The organism is Bacteroides sp. D22 (assembly GCF_000163675.1).
Taxonomy (GTDB): domain Bacteria; phylum Bacteroidota; class Bacteroidia; order Bacteroidales; family Bacteroidaceae; genus Bacteroides; species Bacteroides xylanisolvens.
Genome location: NZ_GG774803.1, coordinates 36,013 through 53,120 on the forward strand (window position 1 = coordinate 36,013; position 17,108 = coordinate 53,120).

The 17,108-nt window shown below is 41.7% G+C and carries 15 protein-coding genes; 2 read left to right on the forward strand and 13 right to left on the reverse strand.

The genetic code is table 11. The features are described 5' to 3' along the window. Positions 1-51: 51 nt before the first annotated feature. Together HMPREF0106_RS15145 and HMPREF0106_RS15140 are read right to left on the reverse strand one after the other, a co-directional pair. Positions 52-1,791 carry a DUF4270 domain-containing protein gene (locus HMPREF0106_RS15145; RefSeq protein ID WP_009039678.1) on the reverse strand — a complete coding sequence of 580 codons (1,740 nt, stop codon included), beginning with the start codon at positions 1,789-1,791 and terminating at the stop codon, positions 52-54. Between the two features lie 21 nt (positions 1,792-1,812). Continuing rightward, positions 1,813-2,646, reverse strand: coding sequence for a glycogen/starch synthase (locus HMPREF0106_RS15140; protein WP_004316705.1), 834 nt, complete (start codon positions 2,644-2,646; stop codon positions 1,813-1,815). A gap of 142 nt (positions 2,647-2,788) precedes the next feature. Here HMPREF0106_RS15140 and panC point away from each other — a divergent pair, with 142 nt between their 5' ends. Both panC and panD read left to right on the forward strand, forming a co-directional pair. Continuing rightward, positions 2,789-3,634 carry a pantoate--beta-alanine ligase gene (gene panC, locus HMPREF0106_RS15135; RefSeq protein ID WP_008645647.1) on the forward strand — a complete coding sequence of 282 codons (846 nt, stop codon included), beginning with the start codon at positions 2,789-2,791 and terminating at the stop codon, positions 3,632-3,634. A gap of 18 nt (positions 3,635-3,652) precedes the next feature. Then, a complete protein-coding gene (gene panD / locus HMPREF0106_RS15130) occupies positions 3,653-4,006 on the forward strand; it encodes an aspartate 1-decarboxylase (RefSeq protein WP_004316702.1) in 354 nt (117 codons plus the stop codon). Between the two features lie 144 nt (positions 4,007-4,150). On the opposite strand, the gene HMPREF0106_RS15125 is transcribed toward panD, so the two are convergent. From HMPREF0106_RS15125 to kdsA, 11 genes are all read right to left on the reverse strand, one after another. Continuing rightward, positions 4,151-6,451, reverse strand: a complete 2,301-nt coding sequence (locus HMPREF0106_RS15125) for a bifunctional dihydroorotate dehydrogenase B NAD binding subunit/NADPH-dependent glutamate synthase (protein ID WP_009039679.1) — start codon at positions 6,449-6,451, stop codon at positions 4,151-4,153. Between the two features lie 158 nt (positions 6,452-6,609). Then, a complete protein-coding gene (serS, locus tag HMPREF0106_RS15120) occupies positions 6,610-7,884 on the reverse strand; it encodes a serine--tRNA ligase (protein WP_004316699.1) in 1,275 nt (424 codons plus the stop codon). Positions 7,885-8,134: 250 nt separating this feature from the next. After that, positions 8,135-8,398: a 50S ribosomal protein L27 gene (gene rpmA / locus HMPREF0106_RS15115; protein ID WP_004316697.1), complete on the reverse strand. Its 264-nt coding sequence runs from the start codon at positions 8,396-8,398 to the stop codon at positions 8,135-8,137. Between the two features lie 21 nt (positions 8,399-8,419). Then, positions 8,420-8,737 carry a 50S ribosomal protein L21 gene (gene rplU, locus HMPREF0106_RS15110; RefSeq protein ID WP_004316691.1) on the reverse strand — a complete coding sequence of 106 codons (318 nt, stop codon included), beginning with the start codon at positions 8,735-8,737 and terminating at the stop codon, positions 8,420-8,422. A 193-nt stretch (positions 8,738-8,930) separates the two neighbouring features. Further along, a complete protein-coding gene (locus HMPREF0106_RS15105; protein WP_009039680.1) occupies positions 8,931-9,569 on the reverse strand; it encodes an HAD-IA family hydrolase in 639 nt (212 codons plus the stop codon). 38 nt (positions 9,570-9,607) lie between these two features. Beyond that, positions 9,608-10,492: a TraB/GumN family protein gene (locus HMPREF0106_RS15100; RefSeq protein ID WP_009039681.1), complete on the reverse strand. Its 885-nt coding sequence runs from the start codon at positions 10,490-10,492 to the stop codon at positions 9,608-9,610. 26 nt (positions 10,493-10,518) lie between these two features. Beyond that, on the reverse strand, positions 10,519-11,049 hold the full coding sequence (locus HMPREF0106_RS15095; RefSeq protein ID WP_009039682.1) for a C40 family peptidase: 531 nt from the start codon (positions 11,047-11,049) through the stop codon (positions 10,519-10,521). A 44-nt stretch (positions 11,050-11,093) separates the two neighbouring features. Continuing rightward, positions 11,094-11,801 (reverse strand): ABC transporter ATP-binding protein, encoded by a 708-nt coding sequence (locus HMPREF0106_RS15090; RefSeq protein ID WP_009039683.1) that lies wholly within the window; start codon positions 11,799-11,801, stop codon positions 11,094-11,096. A gap of 38 nt (positions 11,802-11,839) precedes the next feature. Then, a complete protein-coding gene (locus HMPREF0106_RS15085) occupies positions 11,840-13,333 on the reverse strand; it encodes a DUF5687 family protein (RefSeq protein ID WP_009039684.1) in 1,494 nt (497 codons plus the stop codon). Between the two features lie 24 nt (positions 13,334-13,357). Further along, positions 13,358-16,195 (reverse strand): M16 family metallopeptidase, encoded by a 2,838-nt coding sequence (locus HMPREF0106_RS15080; protein WP_009039685.1) that lies wholly within the window; start codon positions 16,193-16,195, stop codon positions 13,358-13,360. Positions 16,196-16,276: 81 nt separating this feature from the next. Next, positions 16,277-17,077, reverse strand: coding sequence for a 3-deoxy-8-phosphooctulonate synthase (kdsA, locus tag HMPREF0106_RS15075; RefSeq protein WP_009039686.1), 801 nt, complete (start codon positions 17,075-17,077; stop codon positions 16,277-16,279). Positions 17,078-17,108: the final 31 nt, after the last annotated feature.

The following is a 17,108-nucleotide window of genomic DNA, read 5'->3' on the forward strand; positions in this document are numbered from 1 at the left end:
AAGTTACATTGAGTAACCTGCGCTATTGCTTTATAATATTTCAACTATTTCTTATTTTGATTTTGTTCCAAAGTTTGTAGAAACAACTTCAAGCTTGAGCACATACTCTGGATATACAGGGTTACCTTTGGCATCTTGTATAGTTCCTTTCTTGCCTCCTTTTAAACGTGCATAGCCAGGTTTTAAATCATGTTGTATACTAATAACATTGCTGGAACCATAGTAGCTATTACTTGAAGAAGAATCTGTGGTCACAAGTACTGGGATAAGTACGAATTTGTTCCATTCGCTTAAGTCTTCCCAATCTTTAATATTATTGACGGTTTCATCTTTACTATTTCCATCTAAATCGGTTATTTTGATTGTTATAGACCCCTTTTCATGTATTTCTTTCTCTGCTTTTTCCCTATCTGCTAAACAATCATTAATCATTTGAGTGATATTGTTGAATGTGTATTGAGTAAAGCTAGTTGTGGTGGGTCTAAATAGAGATGAAGTTATTTCATCACTAAGCTGGTTTTTTTCAAAGAAACTGTCTTTGTACTTTTTACGTATTAATAAAACATTGCTAGGAGTCGACATACCAAACTTTTTGTCACTGGTTTCATTATAGATAGGTATTCCTAGTTTAACAGCATTTAGTATGTCACTTTGACGCTTTTCTGCTGTTTGGTTAAGAAGTGAATCTGCTATTTGGCTAATAGGAAGAGTTATTTGAGTGAAAATCCCTGCTGGACTCTTTAAATAAGTCCACGTATCCTCATTAATGCATTTTTGAATGGCATCCTTATCATTGTCTAACTGATTAGCTTGAATTACTTCACGAGTAGTGGCAAAGGTACGATATCCATAATAAGTAGAGTCTTTAGACTCTCCTTCTTTTACTACTTTCTTTTCCAGTTTAACACCTGTAAGTGTATCAACTGCATAGCATTTATATACTACGTTCATTTGAGCTTGGTCTATGTAAAGCACAGTACCATCGCCGTAATCACTCTTTACATAAATACCCTTAAAAATCTTTCTAAACTCCTTATTGTCAAAATTGACACCTAACTCGTTGGCTCTTTTAATAATTTCTTTTCCAATTTCTTTAGCAGCTTTATCTCTGAAAGAAACGTGTACGCTGGGAACATATGTACTAAGTTTACGAATGGAGTCTTTTACTGAAAGATCAACAGCTGTATAAGCTTTCGTTCCTAATAGACTGTTATCAGTATTTGCATCGTAATAATCCTCTGGAGTAATATCTGTATAATAGGCGTTCTTTGTATCTAAATTTTCATTTAATGCATAGACACTTAAACGGCAAGCTGTTAATGAGTCTCCAAAGTAACTGCTATACCACAAATAAAGCTCAATAGTATGAATGTTGCCTATGAGTTTTCTTTTTGGATCATTTATATTATCTGTATTGTATATTCCAATAGCGTCGTCTCCAAGCCCAGCTTCGTCTACCATTATATTGGTAGCTTTCTTTTTATCGTTAAGAGCAGTACCATTGTATACTCCAGGGAATGTCATTCCTGACGGACAGTTGAGTTCTGCTAAGAAACCAGCCTGATAAGTTCCGAATGTTTCATCAGTGAACTTACCTACATATCCCACATTAGTCATTGCATATATCTTACCGGCATGAACGGATTCTGTAGTCACATCAAAGGTAGATAGCTTTCCATTGATATCCCGGTCGCTTTCCGGAAACATTCCCAATCCCAGTCCGGCAGTGTTATCATCACAACCCCAAAAAGTGATTGCCAGTAAAGCTATTAAGGCGTATTTTGCTTTCATGATCGTCGTATCTTGATTATTTTATTCTTCTTCGTTTGCAGTAGCATCCCATACCTGATCGTAGAACTCGTTGCAGGCATCTGCATAGTTTTCCGGGTTCTGGTAGTCAAGTACCAATTTGCCAGATTGGCGGGCATATTCAATAATAGACTCGTCTACTTTTTCGCTGTTTTGTATGACTCCATCCGAATAATCAACGGCAAGTTTGCACAGAGCAGCATAGTCTACCGGCTCTTTCAAATCACCTAAATCTTTTTTGGAAATACCTTTCAGCATCAATTTGGCTGCGAAATCATCGCTAAGTGTATTCTTGAAGTCATCTTCATAAACAGAGAATACTACTTTGGCATCGCGGAAAGAAGGTTCGTCTTTATAGGCTTTCTTTATATAAAGAGGAGCTAAAGCTGTCATCCAGCCATGACAGTGAATGACATCAGGACACCAGCGAAGTTTTTTCACTGTTTCCAATACGCCGCGTGCGTAGAAAACGGCACGGCTATCGTTATCATCATATTCTACACCATTTTCGTCCGCTGTCTGCATACGATTCTGGAAATAATCATCGTTATCGATGAAATATACCTGCATGCGTGCGGATTGGATAGACGCAACTTTTATAATCAAGGGGTGGTCAGTATCGTCGATAATCAGGTTCATACCGGAGAGGCGGATCACTTCGTGCAGCTGGTTTCTGCGCTCATTGATATTTCCCCATTTAGGCATAAAGGTTCTGATTTCACGGCCTTTTTCTTGTATCGCCTGTGGAAGGTTTCTACCTATATTGGCCATTTCGGATTCTGAAACGTAAGGTGTAATCTCTTGAGTAATAAATAAAACTTTATTCGCCTTTGTCATAATAACAATAGTTCACTATAATATTCTGCAAAGATACGAAAAAAAAGACACATTAAATAAGATATTCTTTCTTTATGTGGCAAATATTAGTTTATTTTGCAGAGTTTTTGCAAACGAGTAAAACATAAACCAATTGACGAAAATGAAAGTAGTGCACACTATCAAGGACTTACAGGCAGAATTGACTGCCTTGAGAGCCCAAGGTAAAAAGGTGGGACTGGTTCCTACAATGGGTGCTTTACATGCGGGACATGCATCTCTGGTAAAGCGCAGCGTAAGTGAGAATGGTGTAACTGTTGTGAGTGTTTTTGTGAATCCCACACAGTTTAACGATAAAAACGACTTAGAGAAATATCCGCGTACATTGGATGCAGATTGCCGTTTGTTGGAAGAATGCGGGGCGGATTTTGCTTTTGCTCCTTCGGTAAGCGAAATGTATCCGGAACCGGATACTCGTCAATTTAGCTATGCACCATTAGATACGGTGATGGAAGGTGCTTTCCGTCCGGGGCATTTTAACGGTGTTTGCCAGATTGTCAGTAAACTGTTTGATGCCGTACTGCCGGACCGCGCATATTTCGGAGAGAAGGATTTTCAGCAGTTAGCAATTATTCGTGAGATGGTTCGACAATTGAAATATAACCTTGAAATTGTGGGTTGTTCAATTGTGCGTGAGGAAGACGGACTGGCATTGAGTAGCCGGAATAAACGTTTATCGGCAGAAGAACGTGAAAATGCTTTAAATATTTCCCGGACCTTATTTAAAAGTCGTAACTTTGCAGCCACTCACACAGTGAGCGAGACGCAAAAGATGGTAGAAGATGCAATCGAAGCTGCTCCGGGTTTGCGCATGGAGTATTTTGAGATTGTAGACGGAAACACATTGCAGAAAATTAGTAATTGGGAAGATACTTCCTATGCAGTTGGATGCATCACAGTGTTCTGTGGAGAAGTCCGGCTGATTGATAATATTAAATATAAAGAATAACTAAAAAGACGAAACCTTATGATGATTGAAGTGTTGAAGTCGAAAATTCATTGTGCACGTGTCACAGAGGCCAATCTGAACTACATGGGTAGTATCACGATTGATGAAGACCTGTTGGATGCTGCAAACATGATTGCGGGAGAGAAAGTGTATATCGCTGATAATAACAATGGTGAACGCTTTGAAACCTACATTATCAAAGGTGAACGCGGTTCGGGTAAAATTTGCTTGAACGGTGCTGCTGCCCGCAAGGTGCAACCGGATGATATTGTTATAATCATGTCCTATGCATTGATGGATTTTGAGGAAGCAAAGTCGTTTAAACCGGCTGTAATCTTCCCCGATCCTGCGACGAACAAAGTGGTAAAGTAGAAAGTATCTTTGATATTTGAAATAAGAAAAGCCCCGTTTACATTTTGTAGACGGGGCTTTTCTTATTTTATTTTTATGCCGGGGGACGAGTGATGTTCCGCCCACGTGTGAGTTGGTTTTAGCCCACCTGTTAATAAGTGGCAATTAGTTACCGGCGTTTGCCTTCAATTGTTCATTCATGGCGGCAGCGGCTTTACGGCCATCGCCCATCGCCAGAATAACAGTAGCTCCACCGCGAACGATATCGCCTCCTGCATAAATCATAGGGATGGAAGATTCCATGTTATCATCCACAGTGATGGTTCCTTTTCGTCCTAGTTCCAGTCCTTTGATGGAGCTTGGAACAATTGGGTTAGGAGATACTCCGACGCTGACAATTGCCAGGTCGATATCAATTGTTTCTGTTGCTCCCGGGATGGCTACAGGACTACGACGTCCGGAAGCATCCGGCTCGCCTAATTCCATCTTTTGCAAAATAACCTGTTTTACGCAACCTTGTTCGTCAGCAATATATTCGATCGGATTATGTAGTGTAAGGAATTCAACTCCTTCTTCTTTAGCATGTTTTACTTCCTCGATACGTGCAGGCATTTCCTCTTCCGAACGGCGATAGATAATGATAGCGCGCTCTGCACCAAGACGTTTGGCAGTACGAACAGAGTCCATCGCTGTATTACCACCACCGATTACTGCTACGTTTTTACCGAAAGCGACCGGAGTGTCCGAATCTTCACTGGCAGCGTCCATCAGATTAACGCGAGTGAGGTATTCGTTGGATGACATGATATTGATGGAATTCTCTCCCGGGATATTCATAAAGTTAGGCAGCCCGGCGCCGGAAGCCACAAATATTCCTTTGAAACCTTCAGCTTTCAAGTCCTCTACGCCGATTGTTTTTCCTACGATACAGTCTTTGATGAAGTTAACCCCCATCTTGCTAAGGTTATCGATTTCTACGTCTACAATCTTGTTTGGCAAACGGAATTCTGGAATACCATATTTCAACACACCACCAATCTCATGCAATGCTTCGAATACAGTTACATCATATCCATATTTAGCCATATCTCCGGCAAATGCCAATCCTGCAGGTCCCGAACCGATTACAGCTATTTTAATACCGTTCTTCTCTGCAATGACAGGTACGGAGATTTGCCCGCTTTCACGTTCGTAATCAGCTGCGAAACGTTCCAGATAACCGATAGCGACGGGCTTTTCATTCATTTTTAAGTGAATACATTTTGATTCGCATTGTTTTTCTTGTGGACACACGCGACCGCAAACAGCCGGAAGCGCACTTGTTTCTTTCAATGTTTTAGCAGCTTCAAGAAACTCTCCACGTTCGATATTCTTAATGAAGCGAGGAATATCAATACCTACCGGACAGCCTTCCATACATCCAGGATTAGCACAGTCGAGACAGCGTTTAGCTTCTGTAACAGCCTGTTCTGCTGTTAATCCTTGATTTACTTCCTCTTTACGGCTGTGTGAACGATATTCAGCGTCAAGTTCGTTCATTTCTACACGGGGAATGGCTGTACGTTCTTTCGGTTTCATTGATTTGCGTAATTCCTGTCTCCAGGCTGCATTACGGCTTTTCTCGTCGATTTCTTTGGTTGCTTCACATTCTGGTTGCAGTTTATGCATTTCTTCGCGCTCGATATTTTTGAACGCGCCCATACGTTTCAGCATTTCATCAAAATTCACTTGGTGACCGTCGAATTCAGGACCGTCTACACAAACGAATTTAGTTTTTCCTCCCACAGTGATACGGCAAGCACCACACATACCTGTTCCATCCACCATGATGGTGTTCAATGAAACATCAGTCGGAATTTCATATTTCTTAGTCAGTAAGCAAACGAACTTCATCATGATGGCAGGGCCGATAGCGAAGCATTTGTCCACTTTCTCGCGTTTGATAACTTCTTCTACGCCTTCTGTCACCAGACCTTTACGACCGTAAGAGCCGTCATCTGTCATGATAATTACTTCGTCAGAGCTTTCACGCATTTCTTTTTCTAAAATAATCAGGTCTTTGTTGCGTCCGGCCAGTACAGTGATAACACGGTTGCCGGCTGCTTTCAAAGCCTGTACGATAGGAAGCATCGGAGCTACGCCTACACCACCACCAGCGCAGACTACTGTTCCGAATTTCTCTATATGGGTAGCTTGTCCGAGCGGGCCTACTACGTCAGTGATGTAATCGCCTTCATTCAGTTCACAGAGACGGGTAGAAGAAAGTCCGACTTCCTGCACTACCAGAGTAATGGTACCTTTTTTGAGGTCAGAACCTGCGATAGTCAATGGCATACGTTCTCCTTTTTCACCTACACGCACGATGACAAAGTGTCCGGCCTTACGGGATTTAGCAATCAAAGGAGCTTCAATTTCAAATTTGAATACTTTTTCAGAAAAGCGTTCCTTGCTAATGATTTTGTTCATTATCTAATTAATTTGTTGTTTTTATTACGTAACTGCTATCAGAATGATATAAATTTTGGCAAAGATACAGCTAATTTACGAAATATAAAAGAAAAGCCACTCTTTTGATGAGTGGCTCTCTGTATATGGGTACTTTTATTAGTCTGTCATGCCAAGTCTTAGTCTATCATGTCAAAGCCGCAATACGGAACCAATGCTTTCGGAATTCTGATACCTTCCGGAGTCTGGTTGTTTTCGAGTAGGGCAGCAACAATACGTGGCAGTGCTAATGCTGAACCGTTCAGTGTGTGGCAGAGTTCGGTTTTCTTTTCTGCATTACGGTAACGGCATTTCAGGCGGTTGGCCTGGTAAGTGTCGAAATTGGATACGGAACTTACTTCCAACCAACGCTTCTGTGCTTCAGAATATACTTCGAAGTCGAAACAAAGAGCAGCAGTGAAACTCATATCTCCACCGCAAAGACGGAGAATGCGATAGGGGAGTTCCAGTTTTTGCAACAGTCCTTCTACATGGTCCAGCATTTCCTGATGAGATTGTTTAGAATGCTCCGGTTTGTCGATACGAACCAATTCTACTTTGGAGAACTCGTGCAGACGATTCAGGCCACGTACATCTTTACCATAAGAACCTGCTTCGCGACGGAAACATTGTGTATACGCACAATTCATTATAGGTAATTGTTTCTCTTCCAGAATCACATCACGGTAGATATTAGTAACGGGAACTTCCGCTGTCGGGATCAGGTATAAATCATCTACTTCACAATGATACATCTGTCCTTCTTTGTCCGGAAGCTGTCCGGTGCCATAGCCGGAAGCGGCGTTGACTACTGTCGGCGGCATGATTTCGGTATATCCGGATTTGCGTGCTTCATCCAGGAAGAAGTTGATAAGGGCACGTTGAAGTTGTGCTCCTTTACCTTTGTATACAGGGAAACCTGCACCTGTGATTTTTACGCCCAGGTCGAAGTCTATTAAATCATATTTCTTTGCCAGTTCCCAGTGGGGGAGTGCATCTTTAGGAAGTTCGGTTTCCATACCTCCCATTTTTTCTACGACGTTATCTTCGGCACCTACGCCTTCCGGTACACTGTCATAAGGTATGTTGGGGATGGTATAAAGTACATTCTGCATATCAGTTGCAGCCTGTGTCATGGCAGCATCCAGCTCTTTGTTGCCTTCTTTTAGTTCGGCAACGCGGGCACGTGCAGTTTCAGCTTCCTCTTTTTTCCCTTCTTTCATCAGTTGACCGATGGTGCGCGAAAGTGAGTTAACCTCTGCCAGGTTTTTATCTAATTCATTTTGTGTGCTACGTCTCTTGTTGTTAAGAGCGATCACCTGATCGATCGTTTCCTTTGCATTCTTGAAATGCTTCTTTTCCAGTCCGCGGAGTACCGCCTCTGTGTTTTCTGTAATTTGTTTAATGGTAAGCATATCTATACTTTTTATGAAAAACCTTTTTTTAAGTCTACAAAGATAGATAAAAAAATAAACGATATTACACTTCTGTAATATTTTGGTAATAATAAGGATGGAAAAAATGAAAAATATCCATGAGGTGAATATTTGAATGTTAAAAAGGCGTATACTTGTCAGGCGATAAAGTATGTTTTGATATAAAAAGAAAGGAGATACAATCTTGCAGATTGCATCTCCTTGTCTTAACTATTTTCAGTCCGGATAATTATGCTTCTGTTGCAGGAACGATAGAAACATATCTTCTATCTTCTTTACCTACTTTGAAATTAACTGTTCCGTCTACTAAAGCGAAAAGAGTGTGGTCTTTACCCATTCCGATGTTTTCACCCGGGTGGAATTCAGTACCTCTTTGACGAACGATGATGTTACCTGCTTTGCAAGCTTCGCCACCAAATATCTTAACGCCTAATCTCTTGCTCTGTGATTCGCGGCCGTTCTTAGAACTACCGACACCTTTCTTATGTGCCATTTCTTCTTACTTTTTAATTGATTAAGCTACTACTTCTGTAATTGTTAATTCAGTGAACTGTTGACGGTGACCGTTCAGTTTTCTGTGTCCTTTTCTTCTTTTCTTGTGGAAAACAAGAACTTTGTCGCCTTTAACCAAGTTTGAAACAACCTGGCAAACAACTTTAGCGCCTTCTACGGTAGGAGCACCTACTGTAACGTTTCCGTCTTTGTCTACCAAAAGAACTTTTTCAAATTCTACTGTTGAACCGTTTTCTGCACCTTCGATGTGGTGAACGAACAACTTTTGACCAGCTTCTGCTTTAAACTGCTGACCGTTAATTTCTACAATTGCGTACATCTTATATATAATGTATAAGTTAGCTCCGGCGGGTGGTCTTTAATCACTTAAAGAGCTCTTTATCGAACCCGTTGCGGAATAATCGGGCACAAAAGTACTATTTTTATTCGTTTCCGACAAATATTTCTTTTATTTTTTGTAGGAGATAAAATGATTACAGCAAATAAATGAGCATTTTAACTCTCATTGTTGCTTATTGGACCAACTCTCCCAAATTCTGCATAATGATTTTGTGTGGATAGTCACGGAGTTCCTCGGCTGTTGTCATTCCGTTCAATACGCCTGCAAAATCTACTCCTGCATTTCGGGCCGTTTCAGCATCTACCGTGCTATCTCCGATATACAAAGTTTCTTCGGGTGTACTTCCCAAATGTTCCAAAGCAAATAGTACCCCTTCCGGTGAAGGTTTCGGCGCTTTTACATCTTCTCCTCCCACAACTATATCGAGAAAATCCTTTGGCAGATATTCTTCCAGATAACTCAATATTCGGAAGCGATACTTGGTAGAGATAATTCCGACGCGGGCACCCCGTTTCTTCAATTCTTTCAGTGTAGATAATGTATCAGGAAAAAGACAGGTATTTACATTCATGTGTACATCAGCTTCCAGTCTGTATTCCTGCCGGAAAGATTCTAACTGTTCCGGGTCGGTAATTCCGGTAAGGATACTGAATGATTCTTCCAGTGTTTTGCCGATCGTGCGCTTGATAGCTTCATCGGTAACGGTTAAATACTGGTGCCGGGTGAGCACAATTCTGAAACATTTAACGATACCACGCGACGAATCGGCTAATGTATAGTCGAAATCGAATAAATAGGTTTTGTAGTTCATTGGGGAAAACTTTTCCGCAAAAGTACTAAATACTTTTCTTATTTCACAGGTTCTATTGTGTATCCTTGGCTTTTTAGCAACTTTAATAATCCTTTTTCTCCAGGAAGGTGCAGGGCGCCTACCGCAACAAAAGTCGGAGCGGCTTTCATGATAGCCGGTAATTTTTCAGCCCATATTTTATTACGGTTGTAAATAAGGGCATCTTCTTCGCTGGGAAGTGCGTCGCATTGATTACCTTTGCGCTCTTCGCTGATTTTGAACATAGTGTTCAAATCCTGTTTCATGTAAGCGTTCGTGAGCTTTTTTAGGTTTTCTACTTCTGCTTCTATATTATTAAGAGTGCACATGAGTAGCTGTGCTTGTCGTTGTAGTGAACTACCGTTGAAAAGCAGGTTGAATTGGAATTCGGCAGTTTCCAGACCGTCCACCTTTTTTCCGTTTTGGGCGGCTTGGCTTTGAAAGAACGTGTCGAGTTGCTCTTGCGGGTTGAACTTTCCTACATGTTTTACGTAAGCCATTACCACTACATTATTCAACAGGAAGGCAGGTTTTAGCTTCGGAGCCATATTTAAGTCTACCATCAGGTTTTCTTTGCAGAATTTGTTAGCACTCTCAAAGTCTTCCGGAGAAAGGAGGGAGGTCAGTGTGGTATCACTTTCAATCATCATTGCTTTTTGCATCTTTCCCATGGTGGCGGGCGACTGCATTTCCGACATTTTCAGTTCTCCATACACCTGTTGCGTTTCATTCATCGCTTTTTGAAGTCCGGCAATGCTGTCCATGATGCTGAATGGTGCCAGGTGATGAGTACCTATGATGTAGGAAGGTTGGGTTAGTCCGTTACCGGACACTTTCCATAAAAGTTGTGCATTGGCACTGAATGCCACACAGATAAATATAACTGCTCCGATGAATGATTTCATAATTTTATATCATTAGAAGTTGATAATTAACGTATTCTGCCTCCGCTTATCCAGTGTTTGGTATAATAACTCTCGTTCAAGTTGCTGACGATCACTCCTTTACTGGTACTGGAATGAATGAACTTTCCGTTTTTCAGATAAATACCTACATGAGCTACTTTCTTTTTTGAACGGCTACTGGTAAAGAATACCAAGTCTCCTTCCCGAAGGTTTCGCTTAGCGACCTTATTACTTTCTTTTTTCAAGTCCTCTGTATTGCGTGGCACTTGGGTGCGGTATACCTTTCGATACACTTGATAAACCAGCCCCGAACAATCTGTTCCTCGTTTAGAATCACCTCCACCACGATAAGGAACCCCTATCCAATCGGCTGCTTCGAGATAGAGCTTATGATTATCTTCCAGATTGACATCTACACCTAATAAAATAGAAGCTCGTGCCAATGCTTGATAGTCCAGCCGGGGAGCGGAAGTGCGACAGGAACTAAATGTAGCAGCCAGCCCAACTAATAGATAGATAAATCTTAATTTTGCCTTCATCAACTGTATCTCAATCATAAATCATAAATCACAACTCATAACTCATAACTCATAAATCTCCCTCACTCTTCTTCTACATTAAAATAATCCTCCAGTTCTTTTTCTGCGGAGTTATCTTCGTTGATAATATCCCGGATGATGACCCCGTGTTCCAGTAAAGCGATCCGTGGACATACATCTACGGTATGATTGAGGTTGTGACTGGATATGATAACCGTAGCCTGATGCTCCTCGTTGTATTTCTTGAGCAGATGTTTAATGATAGACTGCGAACTTGGATCAAGGAAATTGAACGGTTCATCCAAGATTAATAATTGCGGATAATGAAGCATGGCGGAGATAATTCCGATCTTTTGCTTGTTACCGGCAGAGTAGTTGCGAATTAATTTTTTGTGTCCGATTACTTCTCCGCTCATAAAGCGTTCGAAAGGGACAAGTCGTTCGTCTACTTCTTCTTTCTTGAGCCCATACATTTTCCCGATGAAATAGAAATATTCTTCCGGAGTGAGATAATCGATCAGGAAGCCATCGTCAATGAAAGCACCGGTAATGCTTTTCCAGTCTTCACTCTGGCTGACATCAATATCATTTATAATCACTTTTCCATCGTCTGCTTTCAGCAGATCCAACATCAATCGGAAAAGAGTTGTTTTACCGGCACCGTTGTTACCCACCAATCCGAGCATGTCGCCTTGATTGATTTCGTAATGTTCTATGTCTACGGCAACCTTTTCACCGAAATTCTTTTTAAGTTTATCAATGGTAATCATGATCTTCAATGTTTATATAGTTAATGATTCATGAACGTTTATTGGCGGCTGTCTCTGAAGCCTTCCATATTTTCGTACCGCCGTTTCATGAAGCGATGATATACATTTTTTATCCATAAAGGGGAGGTCAGGGTAAATCCGAGACCAATCACTAACAGGATTGTGTAAGTGATTGTTTCTCCCAAAAGTGCATTTAACAGGCTATATAAGATAAGCGGTACGCCGAAAGCACCGAAATTGACTAGCATCTGTATGGCGCTATTGTTTTGTCGGCTTGTCACTTTTTCGTTCAGAGGTACTGTCTGTTTGTTGTAAACAGCCAGTTGGAAGAAGCAGAAATAGATAAAGCCAATGGTATAGAAAAACCAAGCAAAAGCACCCAGTAAGGTAAGTTTGTTCATGATGATAGCGGGGATCATCAGTATGAAAGGTATAATCTCACCAATACTGTATGTGTAATATTTAGCTTTCAGCAAACTCATAATCGATTCTTTGCGAGACATCAGACCATCAATGTAGTTGCCTTCGAATGACATTATCTGTGAAAGGATAATCATTCCGAATACGGCAAAGTTATACACACAAATAAAAGAGGTCATGAAATTACCGTCATAGACACTGGAAAAGCTAAGTGCAACGGAGAAAGCTACAATTACGATAGAGATATTGCGTAGTGCACCTTTGCAGCGGCGGTTACGTAGAAGCATTTTCAGTTCCAGCCGCATATATTCGCCCACTTCTCCGTAGCGTTCGAAGAATTTATATTCGGAGACGTGTTTTATTTGGGTATCATCCACTTTGGCTAGCTCTGCATAAATCAGCCCGGACATGATTTTGCGGTTAATCAGCCATAAAAGGGCAATCACAAGTATGGTGCCGAGAAAATAGAAAATGTTTCCCTGTATATATCCGTCTCCCAGATCCATGAAGAAATAGAAGAGGGGACTATCTTCGGGAATAAAAAGAAGGCAGCCTATTCCACCGTAGAAAGCGATAGGTAATAGAATCCACCAAATACGTTCGTTGATAAGAGTGCGGCAAAGCAAGTACCAGTAATTGTTGGCAATAATTAATAGCAGGATACCGATAAGATAGGTGATAACACCGGAGATACCGAAAAACTTGGTAATAGTGATGAAGGAAAAAGGGACAAATAGAAACAACCAGAACAGGTTGAACAGACTTAGTCCCGAGCGGATCAGTAAAAAGTCGATGACACGAATTCGTTTAACCGGCAACAGGAGGTAAGGTTTTACCTCCTGTGTCGGTGTTTTTTGTAACGGAACACGCAACAGGAAGTCCAGTGCCAGGATAAAGATCAGAACCACTGCGTTCATTACATGATATGGTTCCCGGTTGGGAACCATATCTGAAAAACCGAACGCGAATGTCGTACCGAAGAATATCAGGTAACCGGCCCAAAATGCGCCCATGACATAACCGAGTATTTTAGCAACTTTGTTCTTTTCATACATCGGATGCCGTTTGGCGGCGAGCCTTCCATGTTTACGTAATTCGTTGAATATCATCATTCAGTAGATATACTAGAGAAATATTTATTTGTTTTCTTCCGGTACAGTCATAATGACTTGAATTTCGTTGTTCTGTTTCAGCAACTTGGCAAGGAAGTCTTGTACTTCTTTAGCAGTGATGCTGTTGACCAACTTTTCATAGTCTTTTGTATTATCGACACCGGTGTAGAAGTATTCGTCCATGTTATTGAGCCAGTAGCCATTTTCTTTTTGGGCGTCTTTATACTTCTTCAGCATATATTCTCTGATCTTCTGCATGTGTTCGGCAGACGGACCTTCTTTGGCCATTTTGTGGAGTTGTTCCACAACGATCGCAGAAAGGTGGTCTTTCTTGGCAGGATCAGTCTGGAATACGATTTGAAGCGCCAATTCTTCTTTCGGATATTTACCTAGGCTGCCGTTACAGCTTACGCCGTATGTACCACCTTCTTTTTCACGGATTTCTGCTGTGTAAACCAAATCCAGAGCCTGATCTAAGAAGCTAAGCAGGACATTGTTGCGCAAGTCGTATTTGCAACTACCACTATAAAGGAACATGATGGTAGCCATCGGAGTTTCCTGTGCTTTTGCGAATACATTCTTGATCTGTCCTTTGCGGATATCCATGTGGTTGTCCTTGAAAGTCTCTTTACGGTTGATAGATGGCAGGCTACCCAGATATTTGGCGATCAACGGTTTCATCGTTGCCAAATCTACATTTCCCACCAGGTAGAAAGTAAAGTCGCTTGCGTCTTTGTAGCGGTCTTTGTACATTTCGAGAATACGGTCGTAGTTGATCTGGTCTACCATATATTCTTTCATTCGGATAGCACGCGGATGATGACCATATAATACACTTGTAATAGTGTCACTGAAAGCAGTCATCGGGTTGGCATCCGCATTTTGAAGTTCGGCTTTCAAACGGTTCTTGTAAGATTCGAATGCTTCATTGTCCTTGCGTGGAGAAGTGAAAGTCAGATAAGTGAGCTGCATCATTGTCTCAAAATCTTTCGGAACACAGCTACCGGAAACCGTTTCTGTTGTATTACCGATACCGGCAGCCACGTTTGCACGTTTACCGGCAAGAGCTTTACCCAAGTCAACCTTGCTGAAATTACCGATACCACCCACCAGGGCTACTCCGTTTAATTGAGCAATATTGATGATCTCTTCGTTCGGGAATATGCTCGTACCACCGAAACTTACCCCTTTCATAACAATTTGGTCAGCTTTGAAATCAGTAGGCTTCACATATACAGTTACACCGTTGGAAAGCACTAACTTAGTCGTACCATAAATGTCTCCGGCTTTTTCAGAAACAATTTTGCCACCTTTCAGTTCTTCCGAGATCAGCGGTTCGTTAGAGACTTTGTCTTCATAAGGCTTCAAGTCGAATGACTTCATTTGTTTCAGCAGAGCGGCAATCTCTTCTTTGGTAGGATATTTTGCTCCTTCTTTTTCCGGACCGGCCAACAGAACTACCTGGTTATTATCAGTAATCAGTTGTTGCATGATCTGGTTAACAGCTTCTACCGGAATATTCGGAGCCAGTTTGTTCAGGAGCGTATATTCAACTTCGATTCCCGGAATCGGTTCTTTATCAAGGAAGTTGTTAACGTATTCGTTGACATAAGAGCCGCTTTTGGTTTTTTCGCGTTCGTTGTAAGCAGATTCTACGGCTTGCAGATAGTTGGCGCGTGCGCGGTCATATTCTGTTGGCGTAAATCCGAAGCGGCGTGCGCGTTCTGCTTCTTCCAGGATAGTCTTCGTAGCTAAATCGATTCCGTCGATTTTGCTGCTTGCGCTGATACTGAATGCTTCTTTAGTTTTGGCAAGGAAATATTCTCCATATTCTGCACCGGCACTTGTGAAAGGAGGATTAGCAGTCTGGCGAAGTTCGTTCAAACGGTTGTTCAGCATATTCATAGCCATGCTGACCATGTAGTTCGTTGCGTAATAAGCGATGGTATTTTTCAAAGAATCCGGGGTAGCATCTTGTTTGAAGAAGATGTTGACAGAAGGATTTTTCACTTCTTTGTCAGTTCCGATATAGATAAGCGGTTCCTGATTGTCTGCTACCGGATAGTAGATACGTTCGGCCGGATTTACCGGAGCTTTTACGTCTGCGAATACTTTTTTAAGTTTGGCTTCAATTTCATCTACGTTGATGTCACCTACAATAACGATACCTTGCAGGTCCGGACGATACCATTTGGCATAATAATCGCGGATATCCTGATAAGGGAAGTTGTTGATAACGTCAATGCTTCCGATAGGCATACAGTCTGAATATTTAGAATCCGGATACATCGTAGGCTGTGCATTGGTCATGATACGGAGCATGCCGCTGTTACGGCTTCTCCATTCTTCGCGGATTACGCCACGTTCTTTGTCTATTTCCTTGTCAGCAAGGTCGATGGCACTCGACCAGTCGTGAAGGATAAGCAAGCATGAATCTACTACATTAATGTTTTCAGTCGGCACGTTGCTGATATTATATACCGTCTGATCGACGCTGGTATATGCATTCAGGTTTGTACCGAATTTGATACCTTTCGTTTCGCACCAAGGTATAATGCCAAGACCTGTCTCATCCCCCGGGAAGTTTTTGGTTCCATTGAAAGCCATGTGCTCCAGGAAGTGAGCCAAACCACGTTGTTGCGGTTCCTCAAGAATAGAACCTACTTTCTGTGCGATGTAGAATTCTACTCGTTTTTCAGGAAGTGCATTGTGTCGAATGTAATAGGTAAGCCCGTTGTCCAGTTTACCGATGCGGACGTTTTTGTCCACAGGCAGTTCTTGCATGGGTTGTGCAAGTACGAGCTGGAAATTGCAGCATATAAAAAGGACTGCAATAAATAATCCACGTAATAAATGTTTCATGTTCTATTTAGTTTAAATAAATATTTCTTTGTTATTTGTCGTCGTGTTTGGTTGTAAATCACAAATAGACAGGGAAAAGAGTTATTTTATGGCTTCCCGTATCCTGACTAACTTCGTTAACAGCCCTTCCAGAAGGTCTAACTTTAGCATATTGGCACCGTCACTTTTAGCTACCGCAGGATTCTCATGTGTTTCAATGAATATCCCGTCAGCACCCACGGCGATACCAGCTTTGGCTACGGTCTCTATCAGTTGCGGCATTCCACCGGTTACTCCACTGGTCTGGTTGGGCTGCTGCAGGGAATGGGTGACATCCAGAATAACCGGATAACCGAATGATTGCATTTCAGGGATGCCGCGATAGTCTACAACAAGATCCTGATAACCGAAAGTCGTTCCGCGTTCGGTGAGCATCACACTTTTGTTTCCGGCTTCCACCACTTTATCGGCAGCAAACTGCATTGCCAGCGGAGAAAGGAACTGTCCTTTTTTGATGTTGATGGTTTTTCCGGTTTTCGCTGCTGCAACCAACAAATCGGTCTGGCGGCAAAGGAAAGCCGGGATTTGAAGTACATCTACATATTCGGCTGCCATAGCTGCTTCATCTGCACTGTGAATATCTGTCACAGTCGGAACTCCGAAAGTCTCATGTACCTTTCTTAATACTTTGAGTGCTTTTTCGTCACCGATACCTGTAAACGAATCCAGGCGTGAGCGGTTAGCCTTGCGGTAAGAGCCTTTGAATACGTATGGAATTTGTAGAGCTTCGGTGATTTTTACTACTCGTTCGGCAATGCGCATTGCCATCTCTTCACCTTCTATAACGCATGGACCTGCCAACAGAAAGAAGTTACCGGCAGGATTGTTCTTAAGTTCTATCATTTTTCTTAATCTAATTATAAGTTTATGTTTC

Coding starts and splice junctions, on each gene's coding strand:
- HMPREF0106_RS15105 (WP_009039680.1), bottom strand. CDS start 9,569: ATGAACTACAAAACCTATTTATTCGATTTCGACTATACATTAGCCGAT.
- serS (WP_004316699.1), bottom strand. CDS start 7,884: ATGCTTACCATTAAACAAATTACAGAAAACACAGAGGCGGTACTCCGC.
- HMPREF0106_RS15080 (WP_009039685.1), bottom strand. CDS start 16,195: ATGAAACATTTATTACGTGGATTATTTATTGCAGTCCTTTTTATATGC.
- HMPREF0106_RS15140 (WP_004316705.1), bottom strand. CDS start 2,646: ATGACAAAGGCGAATAAAGTTTTATTTATTACTCAAGAGATTACACCT.
- panC (WP_008645647.1), top strand. CDS start 2,789: ATGAAAGTAGTGCACACTATCAAGGACTTACAGGCAGAATTGACTGCC.
- HMPREF0106_RS15100 (WP_009039681.1), bottom strand. CDS start 10,492: ATGAAATCATTCATCGGAGCAGTTATATTTATCTGTGTGGCATTCAGT.
- HMPREF0106_RS15125 (WP_009039679.1), bottom strand. CDS start 6,451: ATGAACAAAATCATTAGCAAGGAACGCTTTTCTGAAAAAGTATTCAAA.
- HMPREF0106_RS15145 (WP_009039678.1), bottom strand. CDS start 1,791: ATGAAAGCAAAATACGCCTTAATAGCTTTACTGGCAATCACTTTTTGG.
- HMPREF0106_RS15090 (WP_009039683.1), bottom strand. CDS start 11,801: ATGATTACCATTGATAAACTTAAAAAGAATTTCGGTGAAAAGGTTGCC.
- kdsA (WP_009039686.1), bottom strand. CDS start 17,077: ATGATAGAACTTAAGAACAATCCTGCCGGTAACTTCTTTCTGTTGGCA.
- panD (WP_004316702.1), top strand. CDS start 3,653: ATGATGATTGAAGTGTTGAAGTCGAAAATTCATTGTGCACGTGTCACA.
- HMPREF0106_RS15095 (WP_009039682.1), bottom strand. CDS start 11,049: ATGATTGAGATACAGTTGATGAAGGCAAAATTAAGATTTATCTATCTA.
- rpmA (WP_004316697.1), bottom strand. CDS start 8,398: ATGGCACATAAGAAAGGTGTCGGTAGTTCTAAGAACGGCCGCGAATCA.
- rplU (WP_004316691.1), bottom strand. CDS start 8,737: ATGTACGCAATTGTAGAAATTAACGGTCAGCAGTTTAAAGCAGAAGCT.
- HMPREF0106_RS15085 (WP_009039684.1), bottom strand. CDS start 13,333: ATGATGATATTCAACGAATTACGTAAACATGGAAGGCTCGCCGCCAAA.